Genomic DNA, 17,615 nt, shown 5'->3' with positions numbered 1-17,615 from the left:
TCACGCGGAAGCAGTGGAGGGGCTATTTCTGAGTACGGTCGACAATCCTCGTGGCGCTTGTTTGAGTCCTATCGGTGGGCACTGTTACCTTAACCTAAGTGTAAACATCAGTTGCGATGGCATAGGTTCATATCTCTTTATGGCGTTACGGAGCTAAATTACTGCGGGTGAGTAGCAGGACCCAGAATCTTGACTGGCAATCATCGCATCGCGAGAGTTCCTGGTTGGCTGACAGTCCCGTTCCATTCTGTACGACGATGGCTGTTTTGATATGCCCGGCCTTTCACCGCACAATAGATCAGAGCCCAAATAATCTTCGATCGATCATCCTGCAAATCATTTGATAGACGGTACTACTCTTGCGCCTCTCCGGATGATAACAACTGTCAAGGTTCATCAGTTGTGAAAATGGTATGGCTCTGAAATCGGCGACCCTTAAGGATGTGGCGGCACTGGCGAATGTATCGCGCGCTACGGCTGCCCGCGCACTCAACAGTTACGGTTATGTTGGTGATGAAACGGCGCAGAAGGTTCAGGCTGCTGCGGAGAAACTGGGATATAGAGGCAATCGACTGGCTCAGGCTCTGCGCAGCGGGCAGTTGCCAATTATCGGCTGCGTTCTTGGCGACATCCAGAATCCGTTCTTTGCAAAAATTGCCCATGATGTTGAAGTGCTGGCGCGAGAAGAAGGGCACAATCTCATCATTGCGAGCAGTGAAGAACAACTGGATCAGGAAAAATCACTGCTGGCCAGCCTGCAATCGTTGAGCATACGCGGTTTCATCGTCGCGCCGACATCAGCCGAAGACAGTTCGCATCTGCAACGGCTGATCGACGAAAACGTACCTCTGGTCCTGATCGATCGCGCAGCGCAGGGTGTCGCGTGCGACAGTGTCGTGGTCGACAATGAAGGTGGCGCGCGCAAGGCCATTGAATATCTGATCGAAATGGGGCATCGCGATATTGCGCTTTTGCAAGATGATGCACGCATCTTCACATCGCGCGAGCGTTTCAATGGCTATAAGACTGCGTTGCTTGCCCATGGCATCGAACCCAGCGAAAAATTGATCTGCGTCGCACAGTCGACGGTTGAGCATGCCGTGGATGCAACGATACGCCTGTTCAGTCAAAAAAAGCCTCCAACGGCACTTTTTACCGTCGACAGCTTGATGACACAGGGAGCGCTTTTAGCCTTCCGATCGATGGGAATATCGATTCCTCATGATGTCTCTCTGATCGGTTTTGATGATTTCAATCTGGCGACTTTTACCGATCCACAGATCACGGTCGTTTCCCAGCCTGTGTCGGAAATAGGTCGTGCTGCCGGCCGGCTTCTGCTTGAAAAAATAGCAGGAAAAAAGAGACTGCCAGAGAAAATAAGCTTTGAAACCAAGCTGATAGTCCGGGGTTCGGTCAGCCGTCGATGAGCCAACGAAGCTTGATTTTCTGCCTGTAAAAAAATTCTGAAACCTACTTGCCACAGGAAAAATCTTGTGCGCTAAATATATGTGAGATCGATCTCACATTGTCTCAACGAGTTACAGGCGCAAAACCGGTTCGGGCTTTTCTCGAGGTTTCAACTGCGCAAACGGGAAGGTAGTAATGCTCAACTTCGATAAAGATCGCTTTGTAAAAATACAGGGCGGCGCGGTCGCAATTGCAGAGGATGTACGCGCTCTGATGCGCAGGCTGCTCGACGATGGCCTGGAACGCATTTTCTTCATGGGGACGGGCGGCGTACAGTTTTTGACCCAGCCCGCAATCGAGATTGCCCGCAACGCAACCGTTTTCCCGGTGTCAGCGGCATTCTCCGCTCAGGTTGTTTTAGAAGCGCCCGCCGGGCTGGACGAAAAGGCACTCGTGATCCTTCCATCCCTGTCGGGGACGACCAAGGAAAGCGTGCAGCTTCTGGCATTCTTGAAAAAGAAGGGTGTTAAAACGCTATCGCTTACCGGTCACAAGGACACGCCTCTGGGCCTTGATGCCGATTACAACTTCACCAATTTTGCAGAGGACGACACTTCTTCAGAATCGTTTTACCTGCAGACCCTCTTGATCGTGCTGGCGCTGCTGGCTGAACGCGGTGAATTTCCAGAATACGACGAAACCGTCTCCGAGTTGAAGCGCCTTCCGGAACTACTGGTTTCGGTGAAGGAGAACTTTGAAGAAGGCGCAGCCGCGCTCGCGCAGGAAATAAAGGACGAGAAGTATCACATCTTCACCGGCGCTGGCACGGCGTGGCCAGAAGCTCACTATTACGGCATGTGCATTCTCGAAGAAATGCAATGGATCCGCACGCGTCCGGTTCATGCTTCCGACTTCTTCCACGGCACGCTCGAACTGGTTGAGCCAGGCGTCAGCCTGTTCATATTCAAGGGCGAGGATGCATGCCGTCCTTTGACGGACCGGGTCGAAAACTTCGCAAAGCGCTACACCGATAAGGTTCGTATTCTGGACGCCGCTTCTGCCAGCCTTCCAGGCATCTCCCAAAAGACACGCAGCCTGATCTCCCCAATCATCCTGGCAACCATGCTGGAACGTTTGAGTGCTCATCTGGAAGTGCTGCGTGATCACCCGTTGACCACGCGGCGCTATTACAAACGTGTCGAGTACTAAGAGCCGTCCCCGATCCGGTTATGCCGGATCGGGTTCCTGCATTCTGACGACATAAAGAAACAATAGCAAAAAGAGAGGAACTTCGAGATGAAATGCAAAACGCTTTTGAGCACAACAAGCCTTGCTTCACTCCTGATGTTTGGATTGTTGGCTGGCAACATGAATGCAGCTCTCGCCAGTGACGCTGTGGTTGCGGAACCTGATGCTCCCGTCGAATATTCTGGCACGTTGAGCATTTTGACGAAGTTCGGCCTTCAGCAACTTTCCCCCTATTTCGTCAACGCTGCCAAGGAATATGAGAAGCTTCACCCAGGCGTAAAAGTCGAGCTTATTCAGGAAAGCGACGACAGCGTGAAGGGGAAAACCAAGGCCCTGGTTGCGTCTAACTCGCTGCCAGATATCTACTTCACCTGGACTGGGAGCTGGGGCGAGAACTTTGTGCGAGGCAATCGTGCTGTCGATCTGACCAAGATTATTGGTCCCGACACGCCATGGGGCAAACAGCTTGCCCATGCAGCAGTCAGCGCATTCCAGTATAATGGCAAATTATACGGAATTCCGCTTTATCTGGATGCAAAGTTCATGGGCTATAACAAAGCCCTTTTTGACAAGGCCGGTGTGGCGGAACCGAAGAGTTTCGATGAACTGATCAGTGCATGTGCAGCTCTGCGCAAGTCCGGTGTGACGCCGATTTCGTTCGGTAACAAGGAAGGCTGGCCAGCTGTGCATTTTGCCGGTCAGTTGCTTGCCTATAATGTACCACAAGCGACGCTTGAAAAGGATTTCAATCCGAAGACGGCCGAATATTCGGATGCAGGCTATGTTGAGAGCCTGACACAACTGAAGAAGCTCATCGACGATTGTTCGGACGGCGCAGGTACAAACGGCTCATCCTATGCTTCGGCATTGCAGCAGTTCAGCAACGCCAAATCCGCAATGTACTATCAAGAAATTATCGAGTTTGATCAAAGCACGGCAGATGGTGCACTGAAGAAGGAAGACTTTGGCTTTTTCAAACTGCCAGCAGCGAAAGACGCAAAGGGTGATGTCAAATCAATCGAAGGTGCGCCTGAAGGCTATATGATCAATTCCGCGTCGAAGAACATTCCGCTGGCTGTGGATTTCATGAAGTTTATCACCTCGCCCGAAAACGGGAAGGTTTTGTCGGCCCCACCTTATGGGCAGCCAAGCGCCACTGTTGGCGGATATTCGGCTGAGAGCATGAACCCGTCTGTCGTTGAAGGTCTCAAGGTTATCGCGGATTCGTCCTATCTGATGCCGTGGCTTGATACGGCCAATCCACCGCGCGTTGCATCTGTCTGGCTTTCGGGCCTGCAAGCCCTGATTGGTGGATCCATGACACCGGAACAGGTCATGGAAAAGGTAAAAAAGGCTGCAGCCTCTTCCCGATAAGGATGTTATTGGCCGATGACTGTCATGAAGCGTGAATATAGAGGGGAGGCTGTCAAAAACGGCTTCCCCCTGCCGGACGGGTCGCAATTCGACAAGTCCGGTTTGCTGGCGAAGCTGCTGTCGTTCCGTTGGGTTCTGATCGCGTTCGTTTTAATCCTATGGTTTGTCTACTATCCCATCATCAACAACTTTATCGTCAGCACGACAAATCAGGATATTTTTACTGGCGAAACTGCCTTTGTCGGTCTGGATAATTATCGACGTCTGCAAGACGATCCGGTGATCTGGACGGCAATCTTGAACAACACGCTTTATGCTGTCATTTCGGTCGTGTTCCAGGTGTTCGGTGCATTCGTGCTCGCGGCGATCATTGAAGGTCTGCAACATGAAACATGGCGTAGGTTCTGGCGCGCTGTCTATTTCATACCATCAGCAATTTCGATCACAGTGACGGGGCTGTTGTTTTACTTTATCTATCAGCCCGATATAGGCCTGCTGGATTCCGCTTTTACCCATATGGGACTTGCCGCTTGGTCTCGGGCATGGCTGGGAGAAGAACAGACCGCGATCTACTCAATCATTGCCATGAGCCAGTGGCAGGGCTTTGGCTATTCAACTCTTCTATTTGCCATAGCAATCCAGAAGATCCCGCGCGAACTTTATGATGCGGCGACTATGGACGGCGCGGGTATGTGGCGTCGGCTGTGGAACATAACTTTTCCACTGACACGCGAAATGACCGGTCTCATGGTTATCGTTACGATTACCGGAGCGTTTCAGGTCTTCAACGAAGTCATGGTTATGACAGGCGGTGGCCCCAACAACAGCAGTCAGGTGTTAGGAACATGGCTCTATCAACAGGGCTTTATTGAAAATGACTTCGGTTATGGCGCGGCTATCGCTTCGGTAATTTTTATCATCACGCTGCTGACCGGCTTTGGACAGCTCTGGTATACCAGAAAGCGGAGGGTAGAACTATGAGCAACGCCCCCTATCAGTCGCGCGAGATGCAACCCACGGATTTTGTGCAGACGCTTGTGCGTGTCTGTCTGGTTACTTTCCTCATTAGTCTTGGTATCGTTGTAATCTATCCGCTGGTGTGGATGGCCCTGAATGGTTTTAAGACTAACTCCGAGATATTTGGTGAGCCCTTTGCGCTGCCAACAGGCTTCACGCTCGACAACTATATATCGGCGTGGAACCAGGGCATCAGGAACTATATTGCAACGAGCATCATCGTCACGCTGGTTTCGGCTGTCTGTACGGTTCTGGTAAGCGCCTGGACTGCTTATGGCCTGACGCGATCCAAACTGCCGGGCAAGCCGTTCTTTGTCGGTCTGGTGCTTGGCGGATTGATGTTGAGCCCAACGGTTGCGGTCATTCCGCTGGTGCGGATCATGCAAAAGCTTGGTCTCTACAACACCTATTGGGCGCTTATTATTCTCTATACCGCGTTTCGCATCCCGTTCACCACGTTTCTTATTCGCGCCTATATGCTTGGTCTTCCGCGCGATCTGGACGAAGCCGCCGTCATGGACGGAGCCAGTGAAGGTCAGATTTTCTGGCGTGTGACCTTACCTCTTTGCAAGCCGATACTCGTCTCGTGTGCAATCTTGCACGTTCTGTTTGCCTGGAATGAATATCTCTTCGCCATGATCTTCACCAGTGGTGCGGATGTGCAGACCCTGCCCGTCGGCCTTACATCGATCATGGCAAAACACGGAACCAATTATGCCGTTGTCTTTGCTGCAATGACACTTTCGGCACTTCCGATCCTGATCGTCTTCTTCGCCGCACAGCGTTTCTTCATTCGCGGGCTGGCGGAAGGCATCGGCAAATAGCGTGGTGGAAAATGTTAAAACGTGAACAGTTGATCGGTGCCAACTTTTCGTTCCAGCACTATCCCTTTCAATGGGTGGTCGAACAGCTTCGGCTGATGGGCTTTCAACGTATGGAACTATGGGGAATAGCCCCCCATCTTGATCTGTTTCATTCTGACCGGGCACGGCTTTCAGGTGTTCGGTCAATTCTGAATGATAACGGGATCAGCGTACATTGCTTCACCCCGGAACAGGTTCTTTATCCGGTCAACATAGCCTCGGGCGACGTAGCTTATCGTGAAAAGAGTGTTGAATGCTTTCTGCGAGCAGCCGATTTAAGTGCCGAACTGGGTGCGAACTACCTCTTCTTGACACCCGGACGGGGTTTTGAGTGCGAGAGCCGCGAAAGCGCGTGGAACCATTCGCTTCAGTCGTTGGAGAGAATTACGGCACATGCGGCCAATCTGGGGCTTCGATGTCTGCTTGAGCCTCTACAGCGCACTGAAAGCAACATCGTCAATAATGCCGCCGATCTTGAACGTCTCTGGCAGGATCTGCATGCGGAAAATGTCGACCTGGTACTTGATCTGGTTGCCATGGCCGCGGCCGGAGATAAGGTTGGTGATTACTTTTCGAGATTTGGCAAACGTCTTGCCCATGTTCATGTCGTCGATGGAACACCGGCGGGACATTTGGCGTGGGGGGACGGAAATTTGCCACTTGACGGCTACCTTGCTGAAATCGCCCATCATTCATTCCGGGGCACATTGACCTTCGAGCCATTTGGCAACGGCTCATATGCACTGGATCCGGTTGCAGTCTGGCGGCGCTGCCTTGATGCGATTTCCCCCCATTTTGATACCGCGGAATGATGATGAAGAACGCAAATCTCAATCTTGTTGCTGTGGGTGACAACTGCCTTGATGCTTATCTGAACAAGGGGGTCGTTACTGTTGGTGGAAATGCCCTCAATGTTGCTGTGCAGTGGAAACGGCTTGGGGTCGGCGCCCGTTATATGGGCGCACTGGCACCCGACAGGGAAGCAGAGATCATGCTTGGTGTGATCGAAGATGTCGGACTTGTGCCAAGCGATATTGAAACTATTCAGGGAAATTCAGCTGTAACGCTTTTGACCGATATTGGCGGTGAACGGCATTTTCTGTTTGAATCTCTGGGTGTTGGTGAAAACTACATGCCAGACCAGCCGCGATATCAGTCATTGCTTTCAGCGGACTGGATCCATCTTGGAACCAATTCCAGTCAGGAGCTGGTGCGCCAGCTCGTCAACGACGGTGCCAGGTTTAGTGTGGATGTCTCGACCCGGCATTTTGACCTGGCACTTGAAGGCGTCCCCCTGGTGTTTGCGTCAGGTCCCGACGATCCAGAGGAACCGGTGCAGCCACTGATTGCGCAATTCAAGCAGGCTGGAGCGCAACGGGTCGTTATCACCTGCGGCAAACGCGGTTCATTCTATGACAATGGACGTCAGTTGTATTCTGCAGGCTCGGTGCCCGTAAATGTGGTCGATACGTGTGGGGCCGGGGATAGTTTTATTGCCTCATTCCTGGTGGCGCTTCTCCTGGGAGACTGTTCTGAAGAAGAGGCACTGCAATACGCTGCTGTCAGTGCCTCTGAAACCTGCACCCACCCGGGCGGCTTTCCCCAACCCTTGCAGTCAATCCCGCAGTGGCTGCTCGACAAATATCAAGATGTGATAGCAACAGCGCAGAGGGTCCGTCTATGAACGCAATCAAAATGAGGCCACCTGTTGCCGCAGCAAAACGGGATCGTTCTTTCTGGTTGCAAAGCATTGGCGCCGATCCGGTCACCGCACCTTTAACGGGCCGGCAGCAATGCGATATTGCAATCGTTGGCGGCGGATATGCCGGTCTTTGGACGGCACTTCGCTTACGTGAGCAGGAACCAACGGCGCATATTACGATCCTGGAAGCAGATTTTTGCGGTTCGGGGGCATCCGGGCGTAATGGCGGACAAGTCCACAGCTGGTATGCTGAAATCGATATGTTGCGCGATCTTGTCGGCGACGCCGATGCACGCATGCTTTGTCAGGCAACCTGCGACGCGATTGACGAGCTGAAAGCGCTGCAAGACTGCGGAACCATCGACATGGATCTGCGTCTTGATGGTTGGCTGTGGACCGCAAGCTCCCGCGCCCAGGAGAATGCATGGGGAAAAGCCCTGGACATCTGCCAGAAATCGGACTTCAACCCGTTTAAGCTACTGAATGCACCGGATATTGAAAGGCGTACGGGTTCAAGCGCTTCCTATACAGGAATTGTCGAAGAGCGGGCCGGGACGGTCCAGCCCGCCAAACTTGCCCTTGGGCTTCGCAAGCTCGCGCTCTCGAAGGGGATTGTCATTCATGAAAATAGCCCGGTATTGGAGATCGTTCCAGGTGAGCGAGCCGAACTGAAAACGCAACAGGGTACATTGACTGCCAGCAAAGTTGCCTTAACGGTCAATGCCTGGGCTTCCGCGATACCCGAACTTCATCCCTATCTGTATGTGGTAAGCAGCCAACTGATCGCGACAGCGCCGGCCGCGGATCTGCTGGAGCGTATCGGATGGACCGATGGTGCCTCAATCTGCGATGCGCAGCATCACGTGCTTTATTATCAGCGCACCACGTCCGGTCAGGTTGTCTTTGGACGCGGGACGGGTGGAATTGCCTATGGTGATCGGATCGATGCACGGTTTAATCGCAGCGCTGACGGTGGCGCAGACAATATCCGTGAACTCCACCGCGTCTATCCTCAGCTAAAGGACGTGCCGATCCTTTATGACTGGAGCGGTCCGATCGACTGCACCGCGCAGCATCTGCCGGTGTTCGATCATTTACGACACCATCCGAATATATTCTATGCGCTGGGGTTCAATGGCACCGGCATTGCCCAGACACCTGTCGCGGGCCGGATCCTTGCAAGCCTGATGCTTGGCCGCGTGGATAAATGGAGCGGCTGTGGTTTGGTGGGGATCAAAAATCGCACCAGGCTTCCGCCCGAACCCGTGCGCTACCTGGGTGCGAGAATTGTCCGCCGGGCTATTCGCAGAAAAAACGATACCGAAATTCTCAACCGTGTCCCGGGTCCCATAACAAGGTTTCTGGCCAGTCTGGCTCCGTGAGCAACGCAACCCACGCCGAACAAGAATACAAGGAACGGGAACAATGGCCGATCTGTCGCTGAAGAATATACGCAAATCCTACTCCAATCTCGAAGTACTCCACGGCATTGATCTTGATATCAAATCGGGTGAGTTCATTGTCTTCGTGGGGCCGTCCGGCTGTGGAAAGTCAACCCTTTTGCGCTCGATTGCAGGCCTTGAGACAATCACGTCGGGTGATCTCATCATCGCCGGGGAACGTATGAACAATGTCGCTCCGTCAAAACGGGGTATTTCCATGGTTTTTCAGTCCTACGCGCTTTATCCGCATATGACAGTTTATGAGAATATGGCTTTCGGTCTGCGGATCGCCGGCGTGACAAAGGCAGAGATAGACAAACGGGTCAGAAAAGCGGGCGAAATCCTCCAGCTGAGTCACTATCTGCAACGCCTGCCCAAAGCCCTCTCAGGCGGGCAAAGGCAACGTGTTGCGATTGGACGAGCGATTGTCAGGAACCCGCGTGTTTTCCTGTTCGACGAACCCTTGTCCAATCTTGATGCGGCCCTGCGGGTCGCCACCCGCATTGAACTTGCAAAACTCAAGCAAAGCATGCCCGATGTGACCATGATTTATGTGACGCATGATCAGGTGGAGGCGATGACACTGGCGGATCGGATTGTTGTGTTCAAGGATGGCCATATCGAGCAGATCGGAACACCTGTGGAGCTTTACAAAAAGCCAGCCAACCTCTTTGTTGCCCAGTTTATCGGTTCCCCCGCCATGAACATACTTGCAGGCACCATATCGGAGGCGGCAGGACGCAATTACACCTGCCATCTCGACTGTGGGACGAAACTCGCACTTCAAGCCAATGATGGAAGTTTCGCGCTCGATGATAGAGTGAGCGTTGGAATCCGACCCGAGAATACCAGGATTGCCCGCGAGGAAACTGGCAGCCCCCTCTTTTCGGGAACCGTGGATCTTGTAGAGCATCTGGGCGAGGCGCAAATCCTTTACATCGACATGGTCGGTTCCGACACCAAATATCTGATCAAAACCCCTGAGGAAGCGGATTTTAGGCTCTCAGATACATTACGATTTACAGCTTCGACGAAGGACATGCATATCTTCTCCGCCAATGGAACAGCCGTTCCGGTTCAAGTAATCTAGAGTTTTGAGTATCATCTTTGGGCAGTGATTTCGGCGCAGCGGTATATAGTGCGGTTTTGAAAAGGTAACGCATTGATCTCTGGCAAACGCAATTGATTGTCGTACGGTGTTGGTCGGAAAAGATCGTAGCGGCGAGCTCCGCATTATGGAGGCCATTCACCGTATAGCGAGCAGCCATGGCAATGTCGGGAACGGTAGTAGTCCCGGCCCAACTTCAACGAAGATTGAGCCGGGGTGCTGTTAGTAGTCGGTGATCTTTTTCATGTAGCGGCGACCGTCCAGCATGACCTGTTCACGTTTCGCCGCCAACTTATAGGCAAATTTCCAAAGAGCATCGAAGAAAATCAACGGCACGAAATATCCCTTGAAAGTGTCATCTATGCCAGCGAGATCGAGTTTCGCTGCATCCAGCACCAACATATTGTCCGGCTCGCCGAAACGGTACAGGAAATCCCGGCCACGCTCGGCCAGCGCACGCGTTTCATCGAGCCCAATCATGACGACGAAACAGGCATTTTTATCGAGGACTTCGAATGGGCCATGGAAGAACTCATTGGCGTGGATAGCTTGCGAGTTGATCCACAGCATTTCCATGAGCACGCAGATGGAGAATGAATAGGCTGCGCCATAAACCGGACCGCTAGCCATGGTGTACACGACTTTTTCGCGGCCATAGCGCTCTGCATATCTGGTAAAGGTTTCATCAAAATGCTGCTGACCGCGTTCAATGGCCGGTTGCAGTGCCGGCAGGCTTTCCAGCAGTTTGGGCAGCAGGCTGGACTTGTCGCGTAAATCGACAACGCCCGCCAGCAACATGTAAAGCACGCTGTAATTGCTGTCGGCACCATCGATCGGAATGCCGGTGGTGTAGGACGCCTGGTATTGCAGCACGTGGTCGGCGGCGGCGGCGAGCGGCGATTGCGGATCCAGCGTCAGGGAGATCACGCAGGCGCCCCGGCGACGGGCATGTTCTGCCGCCCGCACCGTTTCCTTGGTGGTGCCCGTCTGGGAGCACAGAATGACAATGGCATCGCTGTTGAGGCGACGCGGGTCGCGTGTGACGAACTCGTCGCCATTATAGACATCAGAGGTCAGCAGTCCCGAATGGCGATCCAGAAAATACTTGCCCGGATGCATGATTGACAGCGATCCGCCGCAGGCAACCAGAAACACATGCGAAAAATCCCGCTGCGCAAGCGCATTCAAGGTTTCAGCAATATCGGTAGGAAGTTGTTTGGGCATTCTATTCCTCTTTTCAGCGTCTTGAAGAGCCCGGCTGTGCCGATCGGCAGCCGTTCCGGTCCAGTGCAACATTTCCCGGTACCAACCCCGCGATACGTTGACAGTTCTACTTTAGTGTGCGAACGTTCTCACATCTTGTCAATTGGGAAAATAAGAATGATCAAAATCGCGGCGATGGGCGATAATGTCGTCGATTGTTACATTTCGCGTCGGGAAATGTTTCCGGGCGGTAACTGTGTCAATGTCGCTATCCATATGAGCCGTTTTGGAGCCGAGGCGGCCTATATCGGCGTGGTTGCCGCAGATGCGGCTGGAAGGGTCATTCAGGCCGCACTGCGCGACGAGGACGTCGATACTTCGCATCTGCGCATGGAGGCCACAGGCAAGACGGCCTATTGCATCATTGGTCATCGCGGTAACAATGATCGCTATTTCATCCGCTTTGATCTCGGAGTGTCGATGTTTGAGCCGAGCGCCGCCGATATTCAGTTTGCGCGCCGGTTCGATGCCGTCCATATCGGTCAGTCGAGCGGCCTTGACGGCTGGCTGGATGCCATTGCGCCGCAACGTCTGTCCTATGATTTCTCCACCCGGCGCGACGTGGAACACTATCGGCGCATCGGCCCGAAATGCTTTCTAGCCGCTGTTTCGGGCGGTGAGCTTTCGCCGGACGAGGTTACGGCGACCATTGCCTGCCTGCGCGAGAGCGGCGCGGATTGGGTGCTGATCACCCGCGGCACCAAGGGCGCAGTTCTTGCCGGTGCGCAAGGGGTTTTCCATGCCGAAGCAACACCGATTGTGGCGGTTGACACGTTAGGCGCTGGTGACAGTTTCATCGCCCGCACCCTTTATGGCCTGGTGAAAGGCGAGGCGCCCGCAACATTGCTACAGGCGGCGTCACGCGTTGCTGCGGCGACATGTGGCCAATATGGTGGTACAGGTCATGCCGCGCCGATTGATCTCGGCGAGCCTATAGCCGAGTTGCAGGATTGAGCTCGCTGCGCGTGTCTTTTTGAGGTTAAGACCGGCCAGATCAACCGGGATGGCGGGCGAGCGAACAACGGGGCTGCCATTCGGCATGCAGCACGATATCCTGCTGCGCCCGATCGGCGCTATCGAGCCGCTCCAGGACCAGACGAGCCGCGGCTTCGCCAACCTCGAGCAGCGGCTGCCGGATTGCCGTCAGTTTAGGGGTAAAGAACGACATCCAGTCCAGATCGTCGAAGCAGACCACGGACAGTTGCTGCGGAATGGAAATATCGAGTTCGCTGATTGCCAGCATGGCGCCGGCTGACATCAATCCATCGGTGGTAAACAGCGCTGAAGGCGGGGTTTCCCGGGTCAGCAACGCGATGGCGTGCTGGCGGGCAATATCGATCGAATAGCTGCCCACCTGGGCAACGAGGCTCGGATCAAAGGCGATCCCGGCTTCCTCATGCGCTTCGATATAGCCGAGCAGACGTTGCCAGCTCGGATAAAGCGATGAAATATCGATTTTCTTGTGCTGGCGGTCGTGAAGAAATGCGTTGAGATTCTTGTAGCGGCCATGCTCGAGTTCCGCCAGTACGCCAATCCGACTATGGCCGTCGAGAATCATTTGGGTCACTGCGGCGTGGGCGGCCTGGCGGCCATTGACGGTCACCGAATCCGCCTTCAATCCCTTCACGCGGCGATCGATCTGAACCACCGGACAGCCGCTGGCAACGACATCGTGCAAGTGCTGCGCCTTGAGAATATCACAGGGCGCAATGATGATGCCGTCGGCCTGCTTTTCGCGCAGAAGATCCACTGCCTCCAGCTCACGATCGATCGATTCATCGCTGTTGGTGACGATCAAGCCAAAGCCGCGCGCACGAACCACATCGGAAATACCGCGCAGAATACTGGCGTAAAACGGGCTTTGCATGTCGCCCGCGACAACGCCTATGGTCTTGCTGCGCCCGGTGATAAGACTGCGTGCCAGCAGATTGGGGCGATAGCCCAGCATATCAGCGGATTTCTTCACCTTGTCGCGGATTTCTTCGCTGGTATAGCCATAGCCGCCCAATACACGTCCGGCGGTCGCGGTGCTGACGCCGGCCAGGCGCGCCACATCGGCAATGGTCGTCTTGTCGGCGCGTCGTCCACTCATGTCTGCGCGTTCCTTCCAAGCAGTTTCACGCTGCTCAATACCTGTACCGTTTCATAGGCGATGATGGGCCTGATCTCAACTTTCAACTTGACGGATGCGATCAATCAATGGCTATATTGTGAGAACGTTCGCATATCATTTTCAGCAACGCAAGTAGAAGACGAGCCTCGCACGGGGATAAAGTTCCAATCAAAGGGGAGATAAATGACCAATCGTCGCAAAACCGCATCCCGGCGCATGATGGTAGCGCTGGCGGCGCTGGCCACGGCCGCCAGCATCACCTCGGTGCATGCCGCACCGATCAAGGCACTACAGGACGCTGTGCCGGAGAATTACAGGAAGGGCGTCAAGATTGCTGCCTTCAATGACTGGCCACCGGACGAGTTTGTCGAAGACGGCGTCCTGAAAGGCTGGAGCATCGACATGGCCAAAGCCATGTCGGAACGCATTGGCGTACCATTCGAATTTACCGCAACCAGTTTCGACGCCATCATTCCGGGCCTGGCCAGCAAGCGTTTTGACGCCGGATTTTCTTCCTTCGGTGTGACGCCGGAACGGCTTGATTCGCTTGATTTCATTCCTCAGCGCAAGGAAGGCACCGCCTATGCCTTCTTGAAAGGCAAGGACTTTTCCATCAAGTCGGAAAAAGATCTGTGCGGCCATAGCGTTGCAGTGATGACAGGTGCCTGGGACTACCAATATCTGAAGGAAAAGAGCGCGGAATTGTGCGAATCCGCCGGTGAGAAGCCGATTAACCTGCAGCAATTCACCACTCAGAACGCTGCCGAGCTGGCCGTGTCCTCGGGGCGTGTTGAGATGGTGGCGGCCGGATCGGCAAAAATGCATTATATGGCCAAGATTACCGGACGCTTCAGCGTATCTGAACTGGTCAGCAATCCGGTCTTCAACGGCATTGGCGTGCGCAAGGGTGATGCGCTTGGGCCAGTTTTCCGTGATGCCATCCAGTCCATGATCGATGACGGCTCCTACAAGGAAATCATGGCAAAGTGGGGCGTTGATGGCGCCGGCACCCTGGAAAAGGCGGTTCTGGTTACTAAGGACAATCCGGAGCCAAAATAGTCAGGGCCGATTGAAGGAGAACGCCCGTCAGCCGGCGGCGGTGCGAATACAGCCGCGGTCCATTACGCAAGGGCCGGCCCGGAACACGGGCCGGCGGGTTTGGTAAGTTCGAATACGAATTTCGCTAAACACGATACGGTAGTCTGGAGTAAATCATGGCAAGAACAGCAAAGACGGTCGCGCACCGGCCGGATATACATAGTGTCAAACCGATACCCGTGCGCCATCCGTCTCGATGGATCACCGGCGCCGTGCTCATTCTGATCGCATTGAGTTTTGTCAATATGCTGGCGACCAATGAGAACCTGCAATGGAACATTGTTGTGCGCTACATGTTTCATCCCGACATTCTCGCTGGCTTGGCGCGCACGCTGTTCCTGACTTTTGCCGCAATGATCTTCGGTTTTGCAATCGGCATCATACTGGCCGTGATGCGCCTTTCGGCCAATCCGGTGCTGCAATGGGCAAGCTGGCTGTGGATATGGTTCTTTCGCGGCGTTCCACCCCTGGTTCAGCTGATTTTCTGGTACAATCTGGCGCTTCTGGTTCCCAATCTGACCATTGGCGTTCCGTTCGGGCCGACATTGTGGTCCTGGGACATGAACACGCTGATCACGCCGATGAGTGCAGCACTGCTTGGCCTGTCCTTTACAGAAAGCGCCTATGCCGCCGAAACCATCCGCGCTGGCATCCAGGCGATCAACCCGGGCCAGACCGAGGCCGCCGCGACGCTTGGCATGACGCGATTTCAGATCATGACGCGGATCGTGTTGCCCCAGGCAATCCGCATCATCATTCCTCCGATCGGCAATGACACCATTTCAATGCTGAAATTCACGTCACTGGTCAGCGTTCTGGCCTTGCCAGATCTGCTTTATTCGGCGCAGATGATTTATTCGCGCACCTACCAGACCATTCCGCTGCTGATCGTGGCCACGATCTGGTATCTCATCCTGTCGACTGCCCTGACCATCCTCGAGCACCATGTCGAGAACCACCTGAAATCCCGGCAGACCACCCGTTCCGCATCATTCCTATCCAGACTTCTGCCCTTCAAATTTGCGCTTGGATATCAAAAATGAATGAAACGCCCGCGAGCTTGCCACTGCTGCAGGTGGAAAGACTGACCAAATCTTTTGGCAATCACCGGGTGCTCGACGGCATCGACATGACGGTGGAAAAGGGGGACGTGACCTGCATTGTCGGCCCATCCGGCTCCGGCAAAAGCACATTGCTGCGCTGCCTGAACTATCTCGAAGTGCCGGATTCCGGTGCCGTGTTGCTGGAAGGCGAGCCGATCGGCATGCGTTGGCAGGGTGAGCGGCTTTATACGATGTCCTTCAACGAACTGGCACGCCAGCGCCAGAAAATGGGCATGGTGTTCCAGGGCTTCCATCTCTTCCCCCATAAGACCGTGGTGGAAAACATCATCGAGGCGCCTATGATCGTACGCAAGATAGGTCGCCGGTCGGCCACCGCCGCGGCGATGAAGCTGCTGGAAAAAGTCGGCCTTACCGAGCGCGCGAATTATTATCCCGACCAGCTCTCCGGTGGGCAGCAGCAACGCGTGGCGATTGCCCGTTCATTGGCGATGCAGCCTCGGCTGATGCTTTTTGATGAACCCACATCAGCTCTTGATCCGGAACTGGTCGGTGAGGTTCTGGCGGTGATGCGCCAGTTGGCCGAAGATGGCGTGACCATGATTGTCGTCACGCATGAAATGAACTTCGCTCGCGAAGTCGCCGACCATCTGATTTTCATGGATGGTGGCGTGATTGTTGAATCCGGCCCGCCTAAAAAGGTTATGGGCAATCCACAACATCCGCGTACTAAAAGTTTTTTGAAGCGCGTGGCGTGACAGGAACGAATGATGATAATTCTCAATGCACAGCAAACCGAAGCCGCGCTCGATTATCCGGGATTGATCGAAGCCTTGCGTCAAGCGCATGCGAGCGGCAAACGACCGCAAAGCGACACTACCGTGCTTCAGGATCGGAAAAGCGCAGACAACCAGTTTGTGTCCCTGGTAGCTTGGCTCGAAGGGGAGGCGGTTGCCGTCAAGCTGGTCGGTGTTTTCCCTGCGAATGTCAAACTTCCTGTGGCCCAACCTTCGATCCAGGGCACGGTAACGCTGTTCAGCGGTCAGACCGGCGAAGCACTCATGGTCTGTGATGGCGCCATTGAAACCTTCAAGAAGACGGCGGCAGATTCGGCACTTGGCGCCAGCCTGCTGGCGCGCAAGGACGCCCGTACCTTGCTGGTGGTTGGTGCCGGGGGGCTAGCGCCCCATGTGGTGCAGGCTCATTGCGCCAGCCGACCGTCGATCGATCAAGTCTTTATCTGGAACCGCAACTTCGACAGGGCGGAAAAACTTGCCAGCCGACTTGACATTGCTGGCGTCGACATCGTTGCCGTGGAGAATCTCGATAACACAGTCTCGATGGCGGACATCATATCGTGTGTCACCATGTCGACCAATCCGCTGGTTAAGGGAAAACTCCTCAAAGAGGGCGCTCATGTCGATCTGATCGGTGCCTATATGCCGGACATGCGTGAAGCCGATGATGACGTGTTCCGTCGTGCCGGACGGGTATTTGTTGATACGCGCCATTGCTGTGATGGTTCGGGCGAACTCGGAATTCCGCTCGCCACTGGACTGATCAAGCATGAGCAGATCGAAGCTGATTTGATTGAGCTATGTCAGCCAAAACATCCGGGCCGCAGCGATGATCGCGAGATCACGGTCTACAAGAATGTCGGTGGCGGGCATCTCGATCTGTTTACTGCCCAATATCTGTACAGCACTTTTTAGAGGTGGCGGGGCCACGTTTAACACACACGATATTGAACACCGGATGGATGCGAAGGCCCGTTGTTGACTGGCAATCATAATCAACGGTCTGGCCTTGAACGTTAAATGGATAGGTAGCTAGTGAAAATAGCATTGACAAACTTTGCCAATCTGCGATTTTAATTGCAGTGAAGGGAGAATTTGATGGTAACGATGAACGTATCGCTC

Annotated in this window: 17 protein-coding genes; 14 read left to right on the top strand and 3 right to left on the bottom strand. The window is 54.1% G+C overall.

Annotated elements, in window-relative coordinates; genetic code table 11:
• Nucleotides 1-413: 413 nt before the first annotated feature.
• From KWJ32_RS26705 to ugpC, 9 genes are all read left to right on the top strand, one after another.
• Entirely contained in the window at nucleotides 414-1,427 is a 1,014-nt protein-coding gene (locus tag KWJ32_RS26705) for a LacI family DNA-binding transcriptional regulator (protein ID WP_151610650.1), read from the top strand.
• Between the two features lie 175 nt (nucleotides 1,428-1,602).
• Nucleotides 1,603-2,616, top strand: coding sequence for an SIS domain-containing protein (locus KWJ32_RS26700; RefSeq protein WP_151610651.1), 1,014 nt, complete (start codon nucleotides 1,603-1,605; stop codon nucleotides 2,614-2,616).
• An 87-nt stretch (nucleotides 2,617-2,703) separates the two neighbouring features.
• Complete coding sequence (locus tag KWJ32_RS26695; protein ID WP_151610652.1) at nucleotides 2,704-4,029, top strand: extracellular solute-binding protein; 1,326 nt, start codon at nucleotides 2,704-2,706, stop codon at nucleotides 4,027-4,029.
• A gap of 15 nt (nucleotides 4,030-4,044) precedes the next feature.
• Nucleotides 4,045-5,010, top strand: a complete 966-nt coding sequence (locus tag KWJ32_RS26690; protein ID WP_151610653.1) for a sugar ABC transporter permease — start codon at nucleotides 4,045-4,047, stop codon at nucleotides 5,008-5,010.
• Nucleotides 5,007-5,870, top strand: coding sequence for a carbohydrate ABC transporter permease (locus KWJ32_RS26685; RefSeq protein WP_151610654.1), 864 nt, complete (start codon nucleotides 5,007-5,009; stop codon nucleotides 5,868-5,870). The genes KWJ32_RS26690 and KWJ32_RS26685 overlap by 4 nt, the downstream gene beginning before the upstream one ends.
• 11 nt (nucleotides 5,871-5,881) lie before the next feature.
• Nucleotides 5,882-6,721: a TIM barrel protein gene (locus KWJ32_RS26680; RefSeq protein WP_151610655.1), complete on the top strand. Its 840-nt coding sequence runs from the start codon at nucleotides 5,882-5,884 to the stop codon at nucleotides 6,719-6,721.
• Nucleotides 6,718-7,593 carry a PfkB family carbohydrate kinase gene (locus tag KWJ32_RS26675; protein WP_151610656.1) on the top strand — a complete coding sequence of 292 codons (876 nt, stop codon included), beginning with the start codon at nucleotides 6,718-6,720 and terminating at the stop codon, nucleotides 7,591-7,593. The genes KWJ32_RS26680 and KWJ32_RS26675 overlap by 4 nt, the downstream gene beginning before the upstream one ends.
• Nucleotides 7,536-8,993, top strand: a complete 1,458-nt coding sequence (locus KWJ32_RS26670; RefSeq protein WP_235920686.1) for an FAD-binding oxidoreductase — start codon at nucleotides 7,536-7,538, stop codon at nucleotides 8,991-8,993. The genes KWJ32_RS26675 and KWJ32_RS26670 overlap by 58 nt, the downstream gene beginning before the upstream one ends.
• A 43-nt stretch (nucleotides 8,994-9,036) precedes the next feature.
• Nucleotides 9,037-10,143 carry a sn-glycerol-3-phosphate ABC transporter ATP-binding protein UgpC gene (gene ugpC, locus KWJ32_RS26665; protein ID WP_151610658.1) on the top strand — a complete coding sequence of 369 codons (1,107 nt, stop codon included), beginning with the start codon at nucleotides 9,037-9,039 and terminating at the stop codon, nucleotides 10,141-10,143.
• A 240-nt stretch (nucleotides 10,144-10,383) separates the two neighbouring features.
• Here ugpC and KWJ32_RS26660 read toward each other — a convergent pair whose 3' ends face one another.
• Entirely contained in the window at nucleotides 10,384-11,385 is a 1,002-nt protein-coding gene (locus tag KWJ32_RS26660; RefSeq protein ID WP_151610659.1) for an SIS domain-containing protein, read from the bottom strand.
• Between KWJ32_RS26660 and KWJ32_RS26655 the strand changes: the two genes are divergently transcribed.
• A complete protein-coding gene (locus KWJ32_RS26655; RefSeq protein ID WP_255447027.1) occupies nucleotides 11,317-12,378 on the top strand; it encodes a PfkB family carbohydrate kinase in 1,062 nt (353 codons plus the stop codon). The two genes, KWJ32_RS26660 and KWJ32_RS26655, sit on opposite strands and share 69 nt — an antisense overlap.
• 40 nt (nucleotides 12,379-12,418) lie before the next feature.
• On the opposite strand, the gene KWJ32_RS26650 is transcribed toward KWJ32_RS26655, so the two are convergent.
• Entirely contained in the window at nucleotides 12,419-13,516 is a 1,098-nt protein-coding gene (locus tag KWJ32_RS26650) for a LacI family DNA-binding transcriptional regulator (protein WP_151610660.1), read from the bottom strand.
• Between the two features lie 204 nt (nucleotides 13,517-13,720).
• Here KWJ32_RS26650 and KWJ32_RS26645 point away from each other — a divergent pair, with 204 nt between their 5' ends.
• The 4 genes from KWJ32_RS26645 to KWJ32_RS26630 all read left to right on the top strand — a co-directional run bounded on the left by KWJ32_RS26645 (nucleotide 13,721) and on the right by KWJ32_RS26630 (nucleotide 17,408).
• Nucleotides 13,721-14,596, top strand: a complete 876-nt coding sequence (locus KWJ32_RS26645) for an ABC transporter substrate-binding protein (RefSeq protein ID WP_113534077.1) — start codon at nucleotides 13,721-13,723, stop codon at nucleotides 14,594-14,596.
• Nucleotides 14,597-14,751: 155 nt separating this feature from the next.
• Nucleotides 14,752-15,678 carry an amino acid ABC transporter permease gene (locus KWJ32_RS26640; RefSeq protein ID WP_151610661.1) on the top strand — a complete coding sequence of 309 codons (927 nt, stop codon included), beginning with the start codon at nucleotides 14,752-14,754 and terminating at the stop codon, nucleotides 15,676-15,678.
• Nucleotides 15,675-16,454 carry an amino acid ABC transporter ATP-binding protein gene (locus tag KWJ32_RS26635; protein WP_151610662.1) on the top strand — a complete coding sequence of 260 codons (780 nt, stop codon included), beginning with the start codon at nucleotides 15,675-15,677 and terminating at the stop codon, nucleotides 16,452-16,454. The genes KWJ32_RS26640 and KWJ32_RS26635 overlap by 4 nt, the downstream gene beginning before the upstream one ends.
• A 12-nt stretch (nucleotides 16,455-16,466) precedes the next feature.
• A complete protein-coding gene (locus KWJ32_RS26630) occupies nucleotides 16,467-17,408 on the top strand; it encodes an ornithine cyclodeaminase (RefSeq protein ID WP_313733556.1) in 942 nt (313 codons plus the stop codon).
• On the opposite strand, the gene KWJ32_RS26625 is transcribed toward KWJ32_RS26630, so the two are convergent.
• Nucleotides 17,377-17,615, bottom strand: a 239-nt coding sequence (locus KWJ32_RS26625; protein ID WP_256886563.1) for a hypothetical protein, incomplete at its 5' end; no start/stop codon positions are given. The genes KWJ32_RS26630 and KWJ32_RS26625 overlap by 32 nt on opposite strands.

The sequence above is a fragment of the Ochrobactrum sp. BTU2 genome, from assembly GCF_024539785.1.
Taxonomy (GTDB): Bacteria; Pseudomonadota; Alphaproteobacteria; order Rhizobiales; family Rhizobiaceae; genus Brucella; species Brucella anthropi.
This window is presented reverse-complemented; position numbering and strand designations above follow the sequence as displayed.

Excerpts from the sequence above, each read along its gene's own strand:
- KWJ32_RS26660 (WP_151610659.1), bottom strand. The coding sequence starts at position 11,385 with ATGCCCAAACAACTTCCTACCGATATTGCTGAAACCTTGAATGCGCTT.
- KWJ32_RS26650 (WP_151610660.1), bottom strand. The coding sequence starts at position 13,516 with ATGAGTGGACGACGCGCCGACAAGACGACCATTGCCGATGTGGCGCGC.
- KWJ32_RS26695 (WP_151610652.1), top strand. The coding sequence starts at position 2,704 with ATGAAATGCAAAACGCTTTTGAGCACAACAAGCCTTGCTTCACTCCTG.
- KWJ32_RS26700 (WP_151610651.1), top strand. The coding sequence starts at position 1,603 with ATGCTCAACTTCGATAAAGATCGCTTTGTAAAAATACAGGGCGGCGCG.
- KWJ32_RS26685 (WP_151610654.1), top strand. The coding sequence starts at position 5,007 with ATGAGCAACGCCCCCTATCAGTCGCGCGAGATGCAACCCACGGATTTT.
- KWJ32_RS26655 (WP_255447027.1), top strand. The coding sequence starts at position 11,317 with ATGCGAAAAATCCCGCTGCGCAAGCGCATTCAAGGTTTCAGCAATATC.
- KWJ32_RS26640 (WP_151610661.1), top strand. The coding sequence starts at position 14,752 with ATGGCAAGAACAGCAAAGACGGTCGCGCACCGGCCGGATATACATAGT.
- KWJ32_RS26635 (WP_151610662.1), top strand. The coding sequence starts at position 15,675 with ATGAATGAAACGCCCGCGAGCTTGCCACTGCTGCAGGTGGAAAGACTG.
- KWJ32_RS26630 (WP_313733556.1), top strand. The coding sequence starts at position 16,467 with ATGATAATTCTCAATGCACAGCAAACCGAAGCCGCGCTCGATTATCCG.
- KWJ32_RS26680 (WP_151610655.1), top strand. The coding sequence starts at position 5,882 with ATGTTAAAACGTGAACAGTTGATCGGTGCCAACTTTTCGTTCCAGCAC.
- KWJ32_RS26675 (WP_151610656.1), top strand. The coding sequence starts at position 6,718 with ATGATGATGAAGAACGCAAATCTCAATCTTGTTGCTGTGGGTGACAAC.
- KWJ32_RS26705 (WP_151610650.1), top strand. The coding sequence starts at position 414 with ATGGCTCTGAAATCGGCGACCCTTAAGGATGTGGCGGCACTGGCGAAT.
- KWJ32_RS26690 (WP_151610653.1), top strand. The coding sequence starts at position 4,045 with ATGACTGTCATGAAGCGTGAATATAGAGGGGAGGCTGTCAAAAACGGC.
- ugpC (WP_151610658.1), top strand. The coding sequence starts at position 9,037 with ATGGCCGATCTGTCGCTGAAGAATATACGCAAATCCTACTCCAATCTC.
- KWJ32_RS26645 (WP_113534077.1), top strand. The coding sequence starts at position 13,721 with ATGACCAATCGTCGCAAAACCGCATCCCGGCGCATGATGGTAGCGCTG.